The organism is Faecalicatena contorta (genome assembly GCF_021531895.1).
Taxonomy (GTDB): domain Bacteria; phylum Bacillota; class Clostridia; order Lachnospirales; family Lachnospiraceae; genus JAFBIX01.
This window is the reverse complement of sequence record NZ_JAFBIX010000010.1, coordinates 72,771-94,165: the sequence shown is the minus strand read 5'-3', so window position 1 is coordinate 94,165 and position 21,395 is coordinate 72,771. Positions and strand designations below refer to the sequence as shown.

The following is a 21,395-nucleotide window of genomic DNA, read 5'->3' as shown; positions in this document are numbered from 1 at the left end:
TATGGATAAGAAGGAAGAACTGAATTTAATAGATATTACTTCTTTTCTGGAAGATTTCCTGAAGACGGTAAAGAAGTTCTGGATCTCTTTGCTGATATGCATTCTGGCAGTGTCAGCAGGGTTCTATCTCTATGTCAGACTTCATTATCAGCCGGAATATCAGAGCCAGGCAACATTTTCGGTAAATACAGAAGGAAGCTCTGTTGTCGGCAGCGGTGCCAGCGGAAGTGAGCAGGTAAAAGAAAGCCTTCCATATATTCTGCAGTCCGATGTAATGAAAAATATGGTCATGGAAGACATGGAGTTAAGCACATTTCCTGCAACAATCGAGCTGGAGAGTAAGGAGTCTGCGAATTTCTTCGTACTCAAGGTAACTTCCGATGATGCGGGTATGGCATATGGGATTCTGCAGTCGATTCTGAAGAAATGTCCGCAGGCCAGTGTATATGTGCTGGGAAAGATTCAGATAGAGGTGCTGGATGATTCCGGAATCGCTGCGAGACCATGGAACTATCTGGACAAGCGCATGAGTCTTCTGGAGGGTGCTGCAGTCGGGGCGTTTCTCTGGCTGGTATTTGCCTTTTTCTATACGATGACCAATCATACGATCCAGAGAGAAGAAGATTTTAAAAAATATCTAAGTGTAACATGTATTGCGATCATACCGCAGATTATTTTTAAAAAAAGGAGAAAAGAATTCGACAGACATATTCATATCTACAATGATAAAGTAGGTTATGCTTTTCTGGAAGCGATGCGTACCATCCGTACAAGAGTGATGCGGGAAATGAATCGCGTTGGCGGACAGGTAATTATGGTAACCAGTTCTGTTCCGGGAGAAGGGAAATCAACGATTGCGGCAAACCTTGCTCTGTCTCTGGCAGAAAGGGGAAAGCAGGTGGCACTTGTAGACATGGATCTTCGCAATCCTTCCATTGGAAAAGTACTGGGAATGGAGGAGCGGACCAAGATTGGGATGTCGGATATTCTAAAGGGCAGATGTGCGGCAGAAGAAGCCATGCAGTCGCTGGAAGAATGGGGACTTGATGTGATCTTCGCAGGGGAGCCGCAATCGGATCCCGTGAAGCTTCTAAGTACAAAAGTATTGGGAGAAGTGGTTGATGGGCTGGAGGAGCGTTATGACTATGTAGTGCTTGATACGCCTCCGGCTGCCATGTTATCTGATGCTTCTGCAGTTGCAAGATGTGCAGACTGTGCGCTCTATGTGGTAAAACAGGACTATGCGCGAATCGAAAGAATCGCAGAAGGAATGGATATGTTGACGTTCTCGAAATTGCCGATTATCGGAGCAGTATTAAACGGTGCAGAGCGGACACTAAGTAGCTATGGCGGCTATCGTTATGGTCGTTATAGTCATTATGGGGTCTATGGAGAACGTGTAAAAGAAGGCGAAGAAAATGCGGAATATGTAGAAGTGGGCGAACAACAGGAGAAATAATCGTGAAGAAGAAGTATCAGTTTGGTCATGTAAATATAGAGGTGCATATGCCGGAAGGAATGCCAATTCCTGAAAATATGCAAAAATTCCTATGTGAAAGTGATGAAGTAGATCGTATTTATGAGATTGTATATACCAGAGCATTGAATGAAATCGAGCAGGCATTCAGAAAAGCCTGCCCGCAGGCAAGGGAGATTCGAAGAGAGAATCTGCGGGTGCTGACCGTGCCAGAGATAGAATGCCGGATCTTGAATTTTCATGGGGCTGACCGTCCCTATGGGATTGTCCTTGAAGAAGCGGGGAAGCCAATCCGGGTGTGGGTAGATGAAGAGATCCGGCCAATGCTTATCTATGATACGATATTTGTGTCACTGCTCGCACTGGAGAAACTGATGATTCAGCAGGATTCCCTGATCTTACATTCTGCGTATATGCTCAGAGACGGGAAAGCGATTTTGTTCTCGGCCCCTTCCGAGACAGGAAAATCAACGCAGGCAGATTTGTGGGAGAGATATCGCGGTACCAGAACGGTCAATGGTGACCGGTCTCTCCTTATCTGTGAGAAAGACGGCTGGTATGCCTATGGATGGCCGGTCTGCGGAAGCTCTGAGATCTGCTATAACGAATCCTGTCCGATTGAGGCAATCGTGATGCTCCATCAGTCGAAGACAAATGAGATCGTAAGGATAAAAGGATTTGAAGCGGTACAGAAGCTCATGGCTCAGATAACCATTAATATGTGGAACGCAGAATTTCAGATGAAAGCGATGGACCTGATCGAAGAAATGATTGGAGAAGTCCCGGTATTTGAACTGGGCTGTGACATCTCGGAGGAGGCAGTCAGATGTCTGGAGAAAGAATTGGAAAAATTGAATTAACATCATTGCAGGAAGAATTCTTAAAGATTCTGGAGAGCTTCATGCACGGAAAGACTTATCATTTTCCGGAAGCATTTGTACAGATAGAGGAATTATATCAGATGGCAGGGATCCATAAGATGACTGCTGCCGTCTATGAGCAGATCCGGGAGGAAGAACTGCTTCGAAAGCCAGAATATATGGGTCTGGCAGGAGTATTCAAGAATTACACTATGCGGGAAGTCATGATGCAGATGCAGCGGGCCGATGGTTTCTTGCGTATATATGAAAAAATGTGTGCCCAGGGAGTACGGCCTCTGGTAGTGAAGGGGATCATCTGCCGCAATCTCTATGAGAAGTCTGATTACCGCGTGTCCGGCGATGAAGACATTCTCGTGCGGAAAGAAGATTTCCCTGTCTGTGATGCAATCCTGGCAGCCGGAGGATTTCAGAGAGAAGAGCTTGACACAGCGCATCTGCCTCAGGAAATTCCTTATATCAATCCGCAAAATGGCGTGTATATCGAGATGCATTTTGACCTGTTTGCAGAAGAGTCGGGCGCTTATGGACACCTTAACAGGGAATTTGCAGATGCATATGCCACATGTATAGCAGAAGAAATCCAGGGCAAAACGATCTGGACCTTGCATCCGACCCTGCATCTGTTCTATTTGATCTGCCATAGCCTGAAGCACTTCCTGCACGGAGGATTTGGCATCCGCCAGGTCTGCGATATGGTCATGATGGCAGAACATTACGGAGAGCAGATCGACTGGGATTATATATATACGAGACTGCAGGCACTTCGCATGGAAGTATTCTGGAATGGTCTGGCGGAAATAGGACGAGAGTATCTCGGATTCTCCTGTGAGAAAGCACACTATCCGGCGTTCCTGCAGGAAGAACACGTCAACTGCGATCATTTACTTCTTGATCTCCTTGACAGTGGCATCTTCGGAGACAGCACTATGGAGCGCAAACACAGTTCCAACATCACACTGGCAGCGGCAGAAAGTGGGAAGAAAGATACGATGGCTTCTGTGAAAGCGTCCCTTTTCCCTGGAAAAGATTATATGAAGAGAGGATACCCGTGGCTGGACAAATATCCGTGGCTTCTGCCGGTGGCATGGGGCATGAGGATCGCGGGATATCTGGGCAATAAGAGGAAGGATGACAAAGAAGAACCAAGTGGAATGGAAATCGGAATGAGCCGGGTGGAACTGCTGCGGGAGTATGATATTATAGATTAAACGGAAACCAGTTAACACTCCATCAAATGATATTTTTACAGAATATTTGGGTAAAAATGGAATATATCTGTATGAATACGAATATTATTTATTTGTAAGTAATAATGAGGGAGTGGGTAAAAATATGAAGAAAAGATATGGGAAGCCATTAATGCATTGTGAGGAGTTTGTCCCAAATCAGTTTATTGCGGGATGTGATTTAAACATTGTAAGTGGCACAGATACAGTAAAGATCTATTGTGCAAAAACCAGTTATGTTACTGTATTTACCTCTGCTATAGGTTGTGCATATCAGCGAGCAGCATTTACATCTACATCTGAAGCCGAAAAGTTCTTTAGCCAATTGTTCCAATGGGGAGACGGTGTGGCAGAAGGTGGGAATGTTACAAACAACACTACTTCTTTGGGGTGGACTAGTACACAAAAAAATGCAGCAAATGCAGAAATAGATAATGGTCGACCGCTATATAGTGGTACTGTTGATTTAGGTGGATATAGCAGCAGTGGACATGGTTCAAGAGTTCACGCCGGTTACGCTCTTGATTATTTGAATGGTTTTGAAGAGGGAAAGGCGTTATCATAAAAAGATGTATTACAAAAGAGTGGATTTTTCATTCACTCTTTTTTTTATTAACAGGAGTGGCAATGGTTTATTATTTTGAATTTGCAAATCATATTTTTGCTATTCAGGCAGATTTTGAAATCCCATGGTGTGAATGGCATATGCATTTTTTGCAAACATCGTATGAGAAAAATTCATTTCCCGTTACGCATTATTATATCCAATGTTACGATTCAGAGCCGGATGTATCACGGCTGGTCTGTTTATACCATGGCAAAAATCAACATATATACCAGGGAAGTGAAGGGGAGATTCGTGTTCATTATCTTCTGGGTGAAGAAGTGAGTATCTACTGTGAAGAGAAGAAAGATGGATATTATATATTTATCAATCCTGTTTTGAAACAAGAAGCATATATGTATTTTGTAGCCATGATGTTAGAAAAGGTACTATTGGAAAGTAGTGCGCTAATCATACATTCTGCATATATAGAATATGAGGAGAAGGCAATTTTATTTACAGGGCCATCCGGTATTGGGAAATCAACACAGGCCGATTTATGGGTTAAATATAAAAATGCACATGTTGTGAATGGGGATCGTTCTGTTTTACAGAAACGCGACGGACGATGGACTGCATGTGGATTCCCCATATGTGGTAGTTCAAAGATTTCCGAAAATAAGAATTATCCAATCCGTGCAATTATATATCTGAGTCAGGATCCAACGGATACTGTACAGCGTTTGTATGGCTTTCAGGCATTTCGAAAAATATTAAGTGAGATTAGCGTGAATTACTGGAATGAAAAAGCAACGGAAAAAGCCTTGAGTTTAGTTGAAAATTTATGCAAAGAAATACCCATATATTTTTTGAAGTGTACACCAACTCTGGATGCTGTTGATTGTCTGTTTAAGGAGATTACGTAAATATGGATGTATTAGAGATGACAATGCCTTTTGAAAAACATATTTGTGCAAAAGCGGATGGGCTTCGCATTCCTATTGGGGCTACTGTAGAATTAATTCCTACTTGTAATATGGATTGCCGCATGTGTTATGTCCGCATGTCACCGGAGCAAATGAGAAGAGAAGGCCGCTTATTATCCGTGGAAGAATGGCTGCGCATCATTCGGGAAGCACAAGAGCAGGGCCTTTTATTTCTGCTTTTAACTGGTGGCGAACCTTTATTGTATCCAGGATTTAAAACTCTTTATCGTGAACTGAAAAAACTCGGGCTTATTATCTGTATTAACACAAATGGAACACTCATAGACGAAGAAATGGCAGATTTTTTGGCTGAAGATCCTCCGCGACGTGTGAATATCTCTATTTATGGCGCGTCAGATGAACGATATGGTGCATTATGCAACAATCCACAAGGTTTTAGTCAAATGATGCAAGGCGTACATCTGTTAAAGGAACGAGGAATTGCTGTAAAGTGGAATTACAGTGTAACTAGATTAAATGTAAATGATATGGAACAGATCTACCATCTGGCAGAAGAAAATGATATATACGTCGAGACTGCTTATTATATGTTCCCTCCGGCAAGAAAAATGAACGCATGCAAAAAAACGCCAGAATTCTGGCTGACAGCCAAAGAGACGGCAAAAGTACGGATTCTTGCAGAAATTCACGATTTGGGAGAAAAAGAGTTTTTAGAAAAATGTAAAGTTGTCAAAGCGCTAAGCGAGGGGAAAATCAAAATTGAAAAACCCATACAGAACTCTTCTTTTACATGTCGTGCCGGGACAAGTACCTTCTGGTTTAACTGGAAAGGAGAGATGTTATCATGCGGAATGATAGGCATAGGCGGAAATAATGTACTGGAACAAGGTTTTCCTGCATGTTGGGAAAACCTGAAAAAATGGACAAAATCCTACAAGCATCCCGCAAAATGTACAGAATGTCAGTACGAAACAATCTGCGTTCGTTGCGCTGCAGCAAGTTATGCAGAAGAACTGGACTTTGAAAAATCTCCCCAATACGTGTGCGAAGTGATGGAATGGTATGTTAAATATGTAAAAGAGATCTTGGAGAAGAAAGAATCTCAAATCCTGTCCCGTTCTTTCAAAAGGAGTCGATAGCTTTCCTTTGCATAACGGCACAAATAATCCGGCACACCGTTATAAGTTCCGGTTTCCAAGAGCGAAGCAGCGGCACAAATTTTACATAAAGGCTGGAATCGGCATCTGGTGCATTTTTCGTTAATACAGATATTCTGTATTTGGGTGGAAAGTGTGGCCCATGCAGATGCAAACCCCGTATCAAACACAGGAATGGACGGTTCTGGCATCATAACACAAGGTCGCATTTCTCCCTGCCAGTTGATCAGAAAAGAACAATTTCCTGCAAGGCAGGAGAGGTGTCTGTCCCCTCTGGGGAAATCCGGGTCGTCAACCCTTTCGATGCTTTGAAAAATATATTGTCGAAAGATATCTTCGGGAAATTGCAGCTTTAAGGTTTGCAGGGATGCCTGTGCTGCTTCTTCTGGAAGTATCCTCGACTGCTGCGAGAAAGGACGATTCCGCTCTCGAGTGCCAGGCATCATATAAGGGTCTATATGGACGGGCACACCTAATTCTGTGCCGATGTCAAACATTTTCTCCAGATGGTTAAGATTTTCTTTCGTGACACTGATGCTAACCTTTACATCTACCTGACGCTCCTGCAATAACCGGATGGCCCGAACGGTTTTGGAGAAGCCATCGGAATAATGGCACAGTCGCCTATAGTCTTCCTCATCCGCTCCATAAAGTGTAATGTTGATGCGCCTTGGTTTGTATTTTCCGAAAAAACTTGCCCATTCTTCGTCGATTAAGGTTCCATTGGTATTCAGGGTGAGTATCATGCCCATCTGCTTCAGCCCAAGGTATAGTTCCTGAAATCCAGGGAAAAGCAGAGGCTCCCCACCGGTGAGCAGCAAGAATAACGTTCCGGATTTAACCATTTGCTGACCAAGACTCAGCCATTCCTCGACTGTTCGCAGACGACCCTGACTTTCCATCTCACTTTTAGTCAGATGAATATAGCACATTTCACAGTCCATATTGCAGAGGGGAAGAAGTTCCATTACTCCGGTAATAGGGATTTTCAATTGCCTGGCCTGTTCCACCATAGCCTTCTCCGGCGTGGAAGTATCTTCTGTAAAGTCCATTGTTATTTCCTTTCTGATAGAATGAGAGCCGAAGCATGGCTTCGGCTCTGCGCTTATATGTTATTTATTATTGGTTATACCGATTCAGATACGATAATAAAAAATTAGGATTTGGTGGTTTCCCATGTACTCATATCCAGCTCACCAGTACAGTGAATATTATGCCCATCATCCCCTTGCCATACAATTACGTCCTCATTATAGCTTGTAGCTGCCAAAAGGGTGGGGATAAAGTAACCTTCCTTAAAAGTATCCTTAACCGGAGCCTCGTGTGTCTTACCACATGGGTAGTAATTACCCAACCTATGGTCTGGATTAGCCCCAATTCTTTGCAGTCCAGGTTCTCCATTCGTCTCGAGATAGACGATACCTCCAGTATTTAAATACTTTGAAGACTTGTCGCATTCAAACTTATAAACCTTATTCTCATCACCGCACGCCGCCACATACTCATTAGGTGTAAACTGCTGAACTATAACATTTGGTTTTTCCCATTTCTTCTTTATCATTATCACATACCCCCCTCTAAATTCTAATACCTCAAGGTATTTATTAGGAACAATGTATTGGCTATACTACGAAGCACCTTTTAACACTCATTTCTCGATTATAATTATATGCATTCAAGCTTGATAAGTCAAGAATATTTTGATGGCTGCGACGAGAAAAATAGAATGAATCTGTGCATTTTCTGTGTATTTGCAAGAAATCTGTGCCAAGAAGTATCGATTTATGCTACAATGCTTCTGTATAAGCATATGGCAGAGTGGAGGTTATCCATGAGAAGAGTTGATACGCAGGAGTATTTATCTGTATTGAAGGAACTGGTGCAGGAGGGGAAGGAAGTAAGCCTTCTGTTGGCTGGCAGCAGTATGTCTCCGTTCTTGATCCATGAACGGGATTATGTATATTTCCGGCAGCCGGACCGGGAACTTCGTAAGGGGGATATTGTATTTTTTCAGAGGAAGAGCGGGCAGTATGTGATGCACCGGATCTGGAAGGTGCGTCCGGAAGGATATTATATCGTTGGAGATGCGCAGATTGACATAGAAGGGCCGGTCCCTGGGGAACAGATATTTGCAATTGTGACAAAGGTGCAGAGAAAGGGCAGATGGATAGAGCCCGGAGACTTCTGGTGGGAGTTTTTTGAGCATGTGTGGCTTCATATGATACCGTTACGACGTATGATCATGAGCGTGTACGCGAAGATAAGAAGATAGAAGTTCTGATACGTGGAGGAATTAGATGGAAGAAAATCAAAGTGGAAAAGGAATATCCTTTGAATCGTTGGATATATTGATAAAGAGATGGAAGGATGGGACATTTTCGGAGATCATTGATGATTGGAAATGGATATTTTCCTATAGTAAGAGATACAAGGGTGCGATCATATTCTATACGCTGCTTGGTATATTCAGTACATCCATGGGGCTTGTGAGCAGTGTGGCGAGTAAGTATATGATTGATATTATTACCGGATATCAGACGAGCAAGCTGTGGATCATGATTGCGATCACACTGGGAAGTGCGGTGTTCAGTCTGGTGTTTTCCAATGTGATCAATCGTGTGTCAGCAAAGCTGAGTATCTATATTAATAATGATATTCAGGCGGATATATTTGATAAGATTATAGATGCAGACTGGCTGGAGATTAATAAGTACAGCAATGGAGATGTGCTGAACCGTTTTAACAGTGATGTGAGTACGATCAGTAGTAATGCCATTAGCTGGCTTCCGACGATTGTGATCGCAGTCTATAATTTTATCGCTACGTTTGTTGTCATCTGGCATTATGATAAGATTATGTCTCTGCTTGCATTTGCCAGTGCGCCGATTATGCTTCTGATGTCGAAGTTTTTGATCTCGAAGCAGCGGGAGTATGCAAGAAAAGTCAAAGAGATGAACAGTGATATGATGACGTTCGAAGTGGAGACTTTTTATAATTTTGATACGATCAAGTCTTTTGGCATCTCTTCTTTATATGGGAAGAAGATGAGGGAATGGCAGCGCAAATATAAGGATGTAAGTCTGGAGTACAATATGTTCTCTATTAAGACAGGGGTATTCATGTCAATCATGGGAATGATCGTGCAGTATGCGGCATTTGGCTACTGTCTGTTCCGTCTGTGGACGCATGATATTACGTATGGAACGATGACATTGTTCTTGCAGCAGAGAGGCAACCTGAATTCTGCGTTTAATAATGTGATTTCGATTATTCCGAACTTTTTAAACAGTTCTATATCTGCGCACCGTATCCGGGAGCTGGCACAGCTTCCGAAGGAAGTGCATATTGCGGAGAGCAGTAAGCTGGATGCGCTTGCAGAGCATGGATTCGAAGTGCGGATGCGGGATGTGGATTTTTCCTATGTGGAAGGAACACGGGTAATTACAAAGTCTTCGTTCCGGGCATGCCCGGGAGAGATCGTGGCTTTGGTAGGACCGTCTGGAGAAGGTAAGACAACCATGATTCGTCTGATCCTTGGATTGATTCGTCCGGAAGCGGGACAGGCGGTCATCAGGGGCTTGGATGGAAGTGAAGTGGAGATGAATGTGGAGACGAGACATCTCTTTGCCTATGTTCCCCAGGGAAATACAATTCTGTCGGGGACGATTGCGGAAAATATGCGGATGGTGAAGGAAGATGCCACGGATGAGGAGATTATTGAGGCGTTGAAGGTATCCTGTGCATGGGATTTTGTCGGAAAGATGCCGGAGACGATCAATAGTAATATCGGTGAGAGAGGCCGTGGCTTTTCGGAAGGACAGGCTCAGAGGATTGCAATCGCACGGGCAGTGCTTCGGGATGCTCCGATCCTGCTGCTGGATGAAGCAACGTCTGCATTAGATGTAACGACGGAACGGCAGGTGCTGAGAAATATTATCAGTCAGCGGCCGAACAAGACTTGTATTGTGACGACGCACCGGCCGAGTGTGTTGAATATGTGTCAGCGGGTATACCGGGTGATGGAAACGACGGTCACTGAACTGTCAGAGGAAGAAGCTGGAAAGATGGCGATGGATTTTTAGTAGTTTTTTACACAGAGAATGCATTTTGTGATATAATTACACATTATTGCATGAATAAAGGATGATAAAATGATAGATATACATGCGCATATTTTACCAGGTATAGATGACGGGGCGGAGGATATATACGATACTCTTGAGATGGCGAGAATGGCGGTAGACAGTGGCGTGAAAGCTATGGTGGCGACGCCGCACTGTAATCTGCCGGGGCTTTTTGATAATTATTTTAGCGATGCTTATGTCAAGGTGTTCCAGGATAGTGTACAGGCGTTGGCAAGGGAGAAGATTCCGCTTAGGCTGTATCCGGGAATGGAGGCTTTTGCGACGGATAATCTGCCGGATCTGCTTGTGGATGGGAAGATTATGCCGCTCAATCAGAGTCGCTATGTGTTGGTGGAATTTTCTTTTGATGAAGATCCTGATTTTGCAACGGATCTGCTGCGCAGGATGTGTGCGGTAGGTGCCAAGCCAGTAGTTGCACATGCGGAGCGATATGAATTTATTCAGGATCGGCCGCAGATTGCGTATCAGTGGAGACTGAGCGGATGTGTGATACAAGTGAATAAGGGGAGTTTTCAGGGGAGATTCGGAAGAAAGGCACAAAGGATAGCTTATCGTATGCTTAAGCATAATCTGGTCTCTGTTGTGGCAAGTGATGCACACAGTCCGTTTCAGAGGACACCGTATATGTTGGATGCATATGAGGAAGTGTGTGAGGAGTATTCTAAGAGATGTACAGATCTTGTGTTCAAACACAATCCTGAGAGAATCTGCAGTAATAGTCCCATATTGAAACGGAAACCAATCGAGTTTTCTGAGTATGATATATAGATAAGGAAGTAGAGTATGAAAAGATTAAGAATAGTCATATGTATAATATTTGCCGTGTCGTGTATTCTGTTTGCAGGATATCAGGTGAAGTTAAGAGTGTTGGAAGATCATACGGCACCAGAGATTCAGTGTAAGGAAGATACGGTGTCCGTCAGTGTGGCAGATCAGGAGGAGGCTCTCTTAAAGGGGGTTACGGCGAAGGATAATAAAGATGGGGATATTACAGATTCTATTCGCATCTCTGCAATGTCACATTTTATTAATAATAAGCGTACCGTGACGTATGTGGTCTTTGACAAGGCCAATAATATGGCAACTATGGAACGGACGGTGGAATATACAGATTATACGTCTCCGAAGATCCACATGCTGAAGCCTCTGCGTTTTTCCAGTACAGATCAGGCGGATACAACGATGTCAGAGTATCTGTCCGCGGAGGATTGTCTGGATGGGGATCTGACCAATCAGATTCGTACGATTGTGGATAACAGTTATTATAGTGGACAGGCAGGAACATTTCCAGTGACTCTGCAGGTCAGCAACAGTGCGGGAGATGTGTGCTCGGTAGCGGCAGAGATGACGATTACGGATTCAGATGACCGTCAGGAGCGTTATAAGGAGTATCCGCTTTTGTCAGAGTATATCGCATATACAACGGTGAATCAACCCATTGATCCGGCAACTTACCTGATTGGAATTGAGAAAAATGGGACGGAATATACTTATGAAGCGGATGGTGCTATGATTGCCGGAACCAGGGAGGCAATCGGAATTGCATCTTATGTAGATTATGAGAATCCAGGTGTCTATACGGTGGAATTTACTTATACAGGTGACAGTGGTGTGACTGCAGTTACCAAGTTGTATGTGGTTGTGGAAGGAGAATAGAATGAGCAGAGATGAGAAAAATAGAGACGAGATATCGGCAGCAGTTGATTCGGGAGTCGATCTTTTTACTCTGGTGCAGGATATTCTCAGGAATTGGTGGGTGATTCTTCTGGGAGCACTTGCAGGAGCGATGTTAACCTATGTAGTAACGAGTGTACAGTATGTCCCGGAATATACGACGACGGCTACATTTGTAGTCGGTTCCAAAGGAAGTAATAATACCTACAGTAATCTTTCAGCAGCATACAGTATGGCACAGACCTTTGAAAAGGTATTAAAAAGTAATGTCATGGAGAAGATTATCTGTGAGAATCTTGGAATGGAAGAAGTAGATGCGAAGATTACTACGGAGGTAAAGGAAGGGACCAATCTGCTCACGCTAAATGTGACAGCAGACACGGCGAAGGATTCCATAGATATTATCCGGACGATCATGGAGCACTACTCAGAAGTGTCTATTTATACAGTGGGAAATGCAGTCCTTAGTGTACTGGAAGAACCGAAGATGCCTTATGCATCGACCAATCCATTGAACACGAGAAGAGAGATGAAGAAGGGATTCTTAGGTGGAGCCGGAATGTGTATCCTCTTATTTGGACTCTTATCCTTTATGCAGAATTCGGTCAAGCAGGAGAAAGAGATCGAGAAAAAACTGGATGCGAGAAGTCTTGGAGCGATCAGCTATGAATTCAAATACAAGACGCTACGGGAGTTCGTACATCATAAGAAATCTGCTGCGCTGATTGATAATCCAATCGCAAGTTTTCCGTTTGTAGAGAGTTACAAGAAGCTGGCGGCGAAAGTGGAATATCAGATGGCGAAGGATGATCGCAAAGTTCTGGTGGTTACAAGTGCCGCGGAGAATGAAGGAAAGTCTACGGTGGCAGCGAACCTTGCAATCAGTCTTGCGGAGCAAGGGAAGAAGGTAATCCTTGTTGATGGTGATATCCGCAGGCCTTCTCAGTTCCTGATTTTTGATCTGAAGGTTGAGGAGAAGAATGAGCTGGGTGAATTCCTGAAAGGTTCAGGTGTGCTGACAGATATATTGATGAAAGGGGAACGACCGCATCTGTTCTTCCTTGGCGGAAGAAACTGTTATTCTTCTTCCACTGAGATTCTTCATACAGATAAGCTTCCGAAGCTGATAAATGCATGTAGAAAATATGCGGATTATGTAATCATTGATACTCCACCAGCAGGTCTCCTTGGAGATGCGCAGGTATTTGCACAGTGTGCAGATGCGGTATTGATGGTGGTAAGACAGAATTATATGCTGGCTGAAGATATCAATGATATTATGGATGATTTTCGTGATAATCATACGAAGATCCTGGGTGTTGTGCTCAATGGAGTCCAGACATTTTCCAGTGTGGCAGACAGCTCGGTCGGACGCTATTATGGCAAGTATGGATATGGACAATATGGTCATTATGGGAATTATAATAAGAATAGAGGGAATTGAGGCATATGGAAGATTATAGAGCAATGTCCGGAAAGGAATCTCGGGAAGCGCCTGAGAAGATGGATCTTACGTCACTTCTGGTTGACTTTTGTCAAGGAGTGCGTAAGTTATGGTGGCTGATCGTAGTTTTGACTGTGTTTTTTGCAGTGAAGAATTATTTTACTGCTACAACTACTTATGTGTCTCAATATGTTGCGTCGGCGACGGTATCGGTGAATTCTACCACTGGAAGTTCTGCGCAGGATATGGCACAGATATTTCCGTACATTCTTACCAGCGGTGTTCTGGAAGATGTAGTGGCGGAAGATCTGGGAGTGAATGCCCTTCCAGGTACGATTAGCGCAGAGGCGGATGAGGGAACCAACCTGCTCACAATCTCTGTGACGGCAGATGACCCGCAGGTGGCGTATAATACACTGGTCTCTGTGTTAGACAATTATCCGCAGGTAGCAGAGTTTGTTGTGGGAAAGACGCAACTCACCGTGTTGGATGAGACGGGAATTCCGTCAGATACAAAGCGTTCAGAGGTAATTCGAGGTTCCTATAAGAGAGGCGCTTTAAAAGGAGCTTTGATTGGATGTGTCATACTGGTTCTCTATGTGTTGCAGAGAAGAACGGTGAAGTCCAAGAAAGAATTAAAAAAGCAATTGAATCTGATGGATTGTGGAAGTGTTCCGTATATTCGGGTGAAGAAGCGTAAGAAAGAGACATTTCACAATACGTTAAGTCTGTTGAATGAAAGAATCTCACAAGGATATGTGGAAGCAATCCGAAAAATAAGAATTAAGGTAATGCGGGATATGGAGGAGAATGGTTTCCAGTCTCTTCTGATTACCAGTTCCATTCCAGGAGAAGGTAAGACGACCCTTGCGGCGAATCTGGCTATCTCAATCGCGAAGCAGGGGAAGAAGGTAATCCTTGTGGATTGTGATATGAGAAATCCATCTGTTGCGGGTGTGATGAATGAACAGGAGAAGCACCCTGGGCTTGGAGCGGTTCTGAAAAAGGAAGTTGCCATTAAGGATGCTATGGTAAATGTAGAAGTGCAAAATGGAAGTCTGAAGGTGCTCTACGGTGGTGAGAATGACGAAGGAAATACGAAGCTTCTGAGTTCAAAGAGCATGCGGGCGTTGGTTCAGGCATTGATTAAGCAGGCGGATGTTGTCATATTTGATACGGCCCCGTCGGGATTGCTGGCAGATGCCCCGGTACTTGCACGATATGTGGATGCAGCACTCTATGTGGTACGTTATGACCATACGAAGATGAGGCAGATTCGAGAAGGTGTGCAGGCTCTTGCGATGAGTGGCATCCACATCATCGGTTATGTATTTAACGGTGACAGTTCAAGCAGAAGCCGTGGATATGGGTATGGTTACAGCTATGGATATAAGCGTTATGGCGGCTATGGGCGTTATGGAAGCCGGAGTCATTATGGAAATTATACGGACGCAGAAAAAGGAACACAGGATCAAGACGGACGAGTCATTAAGGATTAAGGAGGCACTGTAGATGAAGTTTTTCAGAAAGCATAAAAAGCGGAAAATTATAGGAATTGTCATACTGGCAGTGATACTGTTGATTGTAGGTGTCTATGGTTCTATTATCTGGAAATTCTACAAAGATACGGTTGATATTGTCCCTGCAGATGAGGTGGATCCAAAGGCGAAGTCTGTAAAAATTGCAGAGGCAGATCAAAAGGATGACCAGGTGTATAATGTACTGCTGGTCGGTACCGATTCCAGAGATCCGAATTCAGACATGGGACGTTCTGACAGTATGATGCTGGTTTCATTTAACAAAAAGGAAAATAAATCTACGGTGGTTTCCTTCTTGCGAGATTCGCTGGTAGATATTGATGGCTATGGTAAGAGCAGACTTGGTCATACCTACGCATATGGAGGGGTCGGTCTTACAATCAATACCATTAATAAGACCTATGATCTGGATATTCAGAATTATATTACCATTAATTTTGAAAATCTGGTTGGCATTATCGACGAGATCGGCGGCGTGAAGGTATATATTTCTGAAGAAGAGGCAGAATATTATCGTCAGAACGGTATGCCGAATATCCAGTCCGGCGATGTGATCCTGACAGGTTCTCAGGCACTGGCACATGCCAGAAACCGTACACTGGGAAGTGATTTTGAGAGAACGAGAAGGCAGCGCAGCGTCATGTACGGAATATACCGCAAAGTAATGGAAGATAAAGATCCTTCCTCCATTCTCTCGCTGATCAATTACTGCATGAATCAAGTTGAGACGAATATGAGCGTGACAGAGATCTACGATATGGCCAAAGATGTCCTGGCGGTAGATAATCTGAAGATGCAGCAGGCAAGTCTTCCGCAGGATGGAACTTATACGGATATCACCTATGAGGGGATGGCAGTATTGGAGATAGATTTTGATGCGAATAAGAAGTTCCTGGAGGAATTGCTGTATTAATCGCTGGATGGTTGCGTGAATGGTAAGATTTGAATATGTTTTGTGATAAAAGGAGAGGCGTGTACTCTCCTTTTTGTGTATGGTGCGTGGGTGTTGAGTTATCTTGTGTATTCATATTGCGCATTTGTATTGTGTTGCGCATTTGTATTGTGTTGCGCATTTGTATTGTGTTGCGCGTTTGTATTGTGTTGCGCATCAACATTGGTTCATAGTGTGCATAACATTGTACATGGAAATAAAGAGGGAGATATGATAAAATGAGTAAGAGATATAGAGCATGCTCTGTAAAGGGTGCTCGGAATGTACGGAGGAAATATCTATGAAAAGAGGCAGGCGGATCCTGGCAGTCTTTTTGATGATGGTCGTCTTGTCGGTCATCTTATGTGGTGGAATCTGTCCGGGAATGATCCTGACGGTATCGGCCACAGAGATGGCAGAAGAAGGGGACGAAGGGCTGACGGAGCAGGAGAAAGCCGAAAAAGCGGAGCAGGAGTTGCAGCAGCAAGTCTATGCGATGCCGGTTGAGAGTAATGGGTGGGAGAACTGGCCTCAGGGACCCGGAACCTACGGCGAGGCGGCGATTGTGATGGAGGTAGGGACGGGAGCGATCTTGTATGCGAAGAATATTGACGATCACCACTATCCGGCAAGTATCACCAAAGTGCTGACTGCGTTAGTGGCGTTGGAGAATGGGCAACTGACGGATACGGTAACATTTTCCCATGACAGCGTAGCATTTCTGCAGCCGGGAGATTCTTCGGTGGGCTTGAAAGAAGGCAACATTATCTCGCTGGATCAGGCATTGCACGCTACTTTGCTTGCATCAGCCAATGAGGCGGCTTATGCGGTGGGAGAAAGTGTGGGAATCAATGCCGGATATGATTATAACTGGTTCCTGGAACAGATGAATACCCGGTGTAAGGAACTGGGCGGAGAGAATTCGAATTTTGTGAACACTAATGGGCTGCACGACCCGAATCATTATACCTGTGCGAGGGACATGGCACTGATTGGAAGAGAGTTGTTCAAGTATCCAGAATTCTTCAGTATTGTACAGACTTTGAATTACGAGATTTCTGAATCAGAGACCACGGAGCAGCACGTCTTCCAGCAGAAGCATAAGATGTTGATTCCAGGGAACTCGAATTATTATGAATATGCGATTGGTGGAAAGACCGGATACACATCCGATGCGCTGTCTACGCTGATTACCATGGCGGATAACGGCAACTTACAGTTGGTGTGCGTCGTGCTGCGCACCCATGGGGCAAATATATACCCCGATACAAGAAATCTCTTCGATTATGCATTTGCCAACTTCCAGAAGATCTCCGTGGAAGAGAATGAAACATCAGAAGATGTGGATGAATGCAGTGGATATGTCGTGGTGCCGAACGGTGTGGAATTCACAGACTTGGATATGGAGATTATTCCAGATGGCGGGACAAGTACAGAAGCAACATTAGAATATCGCTATGATGATCAGGTAGTTGGCTCTGCCCGGGCTGTGCTAAGCCAATCTTATCTGGCAGAACACGCCCAAAAAGTGCAGGATGTCAAAGAGCTGCGGGCGCAGACAAAAGAAAAATCGGAGGATAATGAGAAAAACCTGTGGGAAAAGCTCGTCGAGAAATTCGGCAAAAAGTCCCTGACCGAAAAAATCATCATCCTCGTAGCCAGCATCTTATTACTGGTGCTGATTGCAGTATTTTTACGCACCATGATCGTCAGAAAACGAAAGTAATTTGGGACGGGGGTTTTTTCATTTTCCTCCGTCCCAAATTAAAATATCCCTGTCCCTTTTTCGATTTACCCTGTCCCCTTTATACAATATGACGAAAAATATGCAGAATCATTGTGAAAAAATCCCTTGACGAATCAAGGGGGTTTTCAGTATAATAAAACCGCATATTGAGAAAAATGTTGACGAAGACAGTAGGTTATATTTGAACGATGCAGAGAATCGGGGATGGTGGGAGCCTGATACAAGTAGAATATATCTGAATATCACTTCCGAGTTGCAGTTCCTGAAAGGCGGTAAGTTGAACCGAGTAAAGGCTGCCGGGATTCGCCCGTTACAGAGAAGACATATGATAGTATGTTTAGGTGGTTTATAAACGTAAGTACAGCTTTCGTCCTATTCAGGACGGAAGCTTTTTTGTTCTATATCCACGAAAAAATTCATTTTGGGTACAGGGCATATTTCAATTAGGTACACCACATTTTTTATTTTGGGACGTAGTACTTTGCAAAAGTACTACGTCCCCAAGGAGGTTATTATGTATAAGAAGGTTTCTACAGATTTGAATTTTGTGGACAGGGAGAAGGCTACTGAGAAGTTCTGGGAGGAGAATCACATCTTTGAGAAGAGTATGAAGGAGCGTGAGGGGAACGAGATCTACATGTTCTATGATGGTCCTCCGACTGCGAATGGTAAGCCGCACATCGGGCATGTGCTGACGCGTGTTATCAAGGATATGATCCCGAGATATCGTACGATGAAGGGTTATGAGGTTCCGCGTAAGGCTGGATGGGATACCCACGGTCTGCCGGTTGAGCTGGAGGTTGAGAAGGCTCTTGGCCTGGATGGCAAGGACCAGATCGAGGAGTATGGTCTGGAGCCATTTATTAAGAGATGTAAAGAGAGTGTATGGAAATACAAGGGTATGTGGGAGGATTTCTCAGGTACTGTTGGTTTCTGGGCGGATATGGAGAATCCGTATGTTACGTATGATAATAACTTTATTGAGTCTGAATGGTGGGCATTAAAGAAGATCTGGGACAAGGGGCTTCTGTATAAGGGATTCAAGATCGTGCCTTACTGCCCGCGTTGTGGAACTCCGCTGTCTGCGCAGGAAGTTGCGCAGGGATATAAGGATGTTAAGGAGCGTTCTGCGATCGTTCGTTTCAAGGTCATTGGCGAGGATGCTTATTTTCTGGCATGGACGACGACGCCTTGGACATTGCCGTCTAATATCGGTCTCTGTGTGAACCCGGATGAGGAGTATGTGAAGGTAAAGGCTGCGGATGGTTATGTATATTACATGGCCGGAGCACTGCTTGATACGGTTCTTGGCGGTCTGGCGGAGAAGTCTGGCGCTGCTGAGGGAACCGCTGATTATGAAGTCCTTGAGACTTATAAAGGAAAGAACCTGGAGTACAAGGAGTATGAGCCGTTGTATCAGTGTGCTTATGACTGTGCAGCGAAGCAGAATAAGAAAGCGTTCTTTATTACCTGTGATTCTTATGTAACATTGACAGATGGTACTGGTGTGGTTCATATCGCACCTGCATTTGGTGAAGACGATGCCAAGGTCGGACGCAAGTATGACATGCCGTTTGTTCAGCTGGTTGATGAGAAGGGTAATATGGGAGAGACGACTCCATTTGCCGGATTATTTGTGAAGAAGGCTGATCCGGAAGTGTTGAAGGATCTGGAAGCAAGAGGACTGTTGTTCGATGCTCCGAAGTTCGAGCATAGTTATCCACACTGCTGGAGATGTGATACTCCGCTGATCTATTACGCTCGCGAATCCTGGTTCATCAAGATGACGGATGTTAAGGACGATCTGATCGCGAATAATAATACCATCAACTGGATCCCGGAAAGTATCGGTAAGGGCCGTTTTGGCGACTGGCTGGAAAATGTTCAGGACTGGGGTATCAGCCGTAACCGTTACTGGGGAACTCCGCTGAATATCTGGGAGTGTGAGTGTGGACATCAGCATTCCATCGGCAGCATTGCGGAATTGAAGGAAATGTCTGACAACTGCCCGGATGATATCGAGCTGCACCGCCCATATATTGATGAAGTGACGATCAAGTGTCCGATCTGCGGTAAGGAAATGCATCGTGTTCCAGAGGTTATCGACTGCTGGTTCGACTCTGGTTCTATGCCATTTGCCCAGCACCACTATCCATTTGAGAATCAGGAATTGTTCGAGAAGCAGTTCCCGGCAGATTTTATTTCTGAAGCGGTAGACCAGACCCGTGGATGGTTCTATTCTCTGCTGGCAATCTCTACTCTGATCTTCAACAAGGCGCCATATAAGAACGTTATCGTTCTGGGCCATGTGCAGGATGAGAATGGACAGAAGATGAGTAAGTCCAAGGGAAATGCGGTGGATCCATTTGACGCACTGGAGAAATACGGTGCAGATGCGATTCGTTGGTATTTCTATGTAAATAGTGCTCCGTGGCTGCCAAATCGTTTCCACGGAAAAGCAGTAACCGAAGGACAGCGCAAATTCATGGGAACTCTGTGGAATACTTATGCTTTCTTCGTACTGTATGCGAATATTGATGAGTTTGATGCAACCAAGTATGCATTGGAATATGATAAATTATCCGTTATGGATAAATGGTTACTGTCCAAGCTGAATACTTTGATCAAAGAAGTAGACGATGATCTTGGCAATTACAGGATCCCGGAAGCAGCAAGAGCATTGCAGGATTTTGTGGATGATATGAGTAACTGGTATGTAAGAAGAAGCCGTGAGCGTTTCTGGGCAAAGGGAATGGAGCAGGATAAGATCAATGCCTACATGACTCTGTACACAGCACTTGTAGAAGTCTGCAAGGCTGCAGCTCCGATGATTCCGTTCATGACGGAAGATATCTACCAGAATCTGGTAAGAAGCATTGATCAGGATGCGCCAGAAAGTATTCACCTGTGTGACTTCCCGGTTGCAAATGATGCTTATATCGATGAGGAACTGGAGTCTAACATGGATAAAGTCCTGAAGCTGGTAGTGATGGGACGTGCCTGCAGAAATACTGCAAACATCAAGAACCGTCAGCCAATCGGACAGATGTATGTGAAGGCATCTTTTGAGCTTCCAGAATTCTATCAGGAGATCGTAGAAGACGAATTGAACGTAAAAACTATGACATTTACACAAGAAGTCCGTGATTTTACGTCATATTCTTTCAAACCTCAACTAAAGACAGTGGGACCAAAATATGGTAAAATGTTAGGAGGCATTAAGGCAGCGCTCGGTACGATCGACGGAAATGCAGCAATGGATGAGTTGAATGCTACAGATGCCCTGAAGTTAGATATTAACGGACAGGAGATTACACTGTTCCGTGAAGATCTGTTGATTGAAAGCGCTCAGATGGAAGGCTATGTATCTGAAAATGATAATGGTATCACAGTGGTTCTGGATACGAATCTGTCAGAAGAGCTTCTGGAAGAAGGATTTGTACGTGAGATCATCAGTAAAGTACAGACCATGCGTAAGGAAGCTGGCTTTGAAGTGATGGATAAGATTGAGATCACTTATGAAGGAACAGAGAAGGCTGAGGCAGTATTTGCAGCAAATGCAGAGACCATCGGAGACGAGACTCTTGCACTGAAGGTGGAGAAAGCGGCACCTGCAGGTTATGTAAAAGAGTGGAAGATCAACGGTGAAAAGGTAACACTCGGTGTAGAGAGAAAATAATTGCT

At 44.2% G+C, this 21,395-nt stretch carries 18 protein-coding genes; 16 read left to right on the top strand and 2 right to left on the bottom strand.

The window, feature by feature from the left end; translation table 11 throughout:
- Nucleotide 1 precedes the first annotated feature (1 nt).
- The 6 genes from JQM81_RS05325 (at nt 2) to JQM81_RS05300 (ending at nt 6,214) form a co-directional block, all read left to right on the top strand.
- Nucleotides 2–1,459: a polysaccharide biosynthesis tyrosine autokinase gene (locus JQM81_RS05325; RefSeq protein ID WP_235232502.1), complete on the top strand. Its 1,458-nt coding sequence runs from the start codon at nt 2–4 to the stop codon at nt 1,457–1,459.
- A 2-nt stretch (nt 1,460–1,461) separates the two neighbouring features.
- Nucleotides 1,462–2,337, top strand: a complete 876-nt coding sequence (locus JQM81_RS05320; RefSeq protein WP_235232501.1) for a hypothetical protein — start codon at nt 1,462–1,464, stop codon at nt 2,335–2,337.
- A complete protein-coding gene (locus tag JQM81_RS05315) occupies nt 2,304–3,566 on the top strand; it encodes a nucleotidyltransferase family protein (protein WP_235232500.1) in 1,263 nt (420 codons plus the stop codon). Before JQM81_RS05320 ends, JQM81_RS05315 begins: the two co-directional genes overlap by 34 nt.
- A gap of 124 nt (nt 3,567–3,690) precedes the next feature.
- A complete protein-coding gene (locus tag JQM81_RS05310) occupies nt 3,691–4,149 on the top strand; it encodes a hypothetical protein (protein WP_235232499.1) in 459 nt (152 codons plus the stop codon).
- Between the two features lie 62 nt (nt 4,150–4,211).
- On the top strand, nt 4,212–5,054 hold the full coding sequence (locus JQM81_RS05305; protein ID WP_235232498.1) for a hypothetical protein: 843 nt from the start codon (nt 4,212–4,214) through the stop codon (nt 5,052–5,054).
- Between the two features lie 2 nt (nt 5,055–5,056).
- Nucleotides 5,057–6,214 carry a radical SAM protein gene (locus JQM81_RS05300; protein ID WP_235232497.1) on the top strand — a complete coding sequence of 386 codons (1,158 nt, stop codon included), beginning with the start codon at nt 5,057–5,059 and terminating at the stop codon, nt 6,212–6,214.
- Here JQM81_RS05300 and JQM81_RS05295 read toward each other — a convergent pair.
- The gene (locus JQM81_RS05295) at nt 6,178–7,284 is read right to left on the bottom strand and encodes a radical SAM protein (RefSeq protein ID WP_235232496.1); all 1,107 of its coding nucleotides are present in this window, start codon (nt 7,282–7,284) and stop codon (nt 6,178–6,180) included. The two genes, JQM81_RS05300 and JQM81_RS05295, sit on opposite strands and share 37 nt — an antisense overlap.
- Nucleotides 7,285–7,388: 104 nt before the next feature.
- Nucleotides 7,389–7,793: a hypothetical protein gene (locus JQM81_RS05290; protein ID WP_235232495.1), complete on the bottom strand. Its 405-nt coding sequence runs from the start codon at nt 7,791–7,793 to the stop codon at nt 7,389–7,391.
- Nucleotides 7,794–7,958: 165 nt separating this feature from the next.
- Here JQM81_RS05290 and JQM81_RS05285 point away from each other — a divergent pair, with 165 nt between their 5' ends.
- From JQM81_RS05285 to ileS, 10 genes are all read left to right on the top strand, one after another.
- Entirely contained in the window at nt 7,959–8,504 is a 546-nt protein-coding gene (locus tag JQM81_RS05285; protein WP_235232494.1) for a S24/S26 family peptidase, read from the top strand.
- Between the two features lie 25 nt (nt 8,505–8,529).
- The gene (locus JQM81_RS05280) at nt 8,530–10,314 is read left to right on the top strand and encodes an ABC transporter ATP-binding protein (RefSeq protein ID WP_235232493.1); all 1,785 of its coding nucleotides are present in this window, start codon (nt 8,530–8,532) and stop codon (nt 10,312–10,314) included.
- Nucleotides 10,315–10,383: 69 nt separating this feature from the next.
- The gene (locus JQM81_RS05275; RefSeq protein ID WP_235232492.1) at nt 10,384–11,145 is read left to right on the top strand and encodes a tyrosine-protein phosphatase; all 762 of its coding nucleotides are present in this window, start codon (nt 10,384–10,386) and stop codon (nt 11,143–11,145) included.
- 15 nt (nt 11,146–11,160) lie between these two features.
- Entirely contained in the window at nt 11,161–12,033 is an 873-nt protein-coding gene (locus tag JQM81_RS05270; protein WP_235232491.1) for a DUF5011 domain-containing protein, read from the top strand.
- Between the two features lies 1 nt (nt 12,034).
- On the top strand, nt 12,035–13,495 hold the full coding sequence (locus tag JQM81_RS05265; protein WP_235232490.1) for a polysaccharide biosynthesis tyrosine autokinase: 1,461 nt from the start codon (nt 12,035–12,037) through the stop codon (nt 13,493–13,495).
- Between the two features lie 5 nt (nt 13,496–13,500).
- Nucleotides 13,501–14,994: a polysaccharide biosynthesis tyrosine autokinase gene (locus JQM81_RS05260; RefSeq protein ID WP_235232489.1), complete on the top strand. Its 1,494-nt coding sequence runs from the start codon at nt 13,501–13,503 to the stop codon at nt 14,992–14,994.
- Nucleotides 14,995–15,007: 13 nt separating this feature from the next.
- The gene (locus JQM81_RS05255) at nt 15,008–15,946 is read left to right on the top strand and encodes an LCP family protein (protein WP_235232488.1); all 939 of its coding nucleotides are present in this window, start codon (nt 15,008–15,010) and stop codon (nt 15,944–15,946) included.
- 319 nt (nt 15,947–16,265) lie between these two features.
- Nucleotides 16,266–17,690, top strand: coding sequence for a D-alanyl-D-alanine carboxypeptidase family protein (locus JQM81_RS05250; RefSeq protein WP_235232487.1), 1,425 nt, complete (start codon nt 16,266–16,268; stop codon nt 17,688–17,690).
- Nucleotides 17,691–17,892: 202 nt separating this feature from the next.
- Nucleotides 17,893–18,063: a hypothetical protein gene (locus tag JQM81_RS05245; RefSeq protein ID WP_235232486.1), complete on the top strand. Its 171-nt coding sequence runs from the start codon at nt 17,893–17,895 to the stop codon at nt 18,061–18,063.
- 162 nt (nt 18,064–18,225) lie between these two features.
- Entirely contained in the window at nt 18,226–21,390 is a 3,165-nt protein-coding gene (gene ileS, locus JQM81_RS05240; protein WP_235232485.1) for an isoleucine--tRNA ligase, read from the top strand.
- The last annotated feature ends 5 nt before the right edge of the window (nt 21,391–21,395 follow it).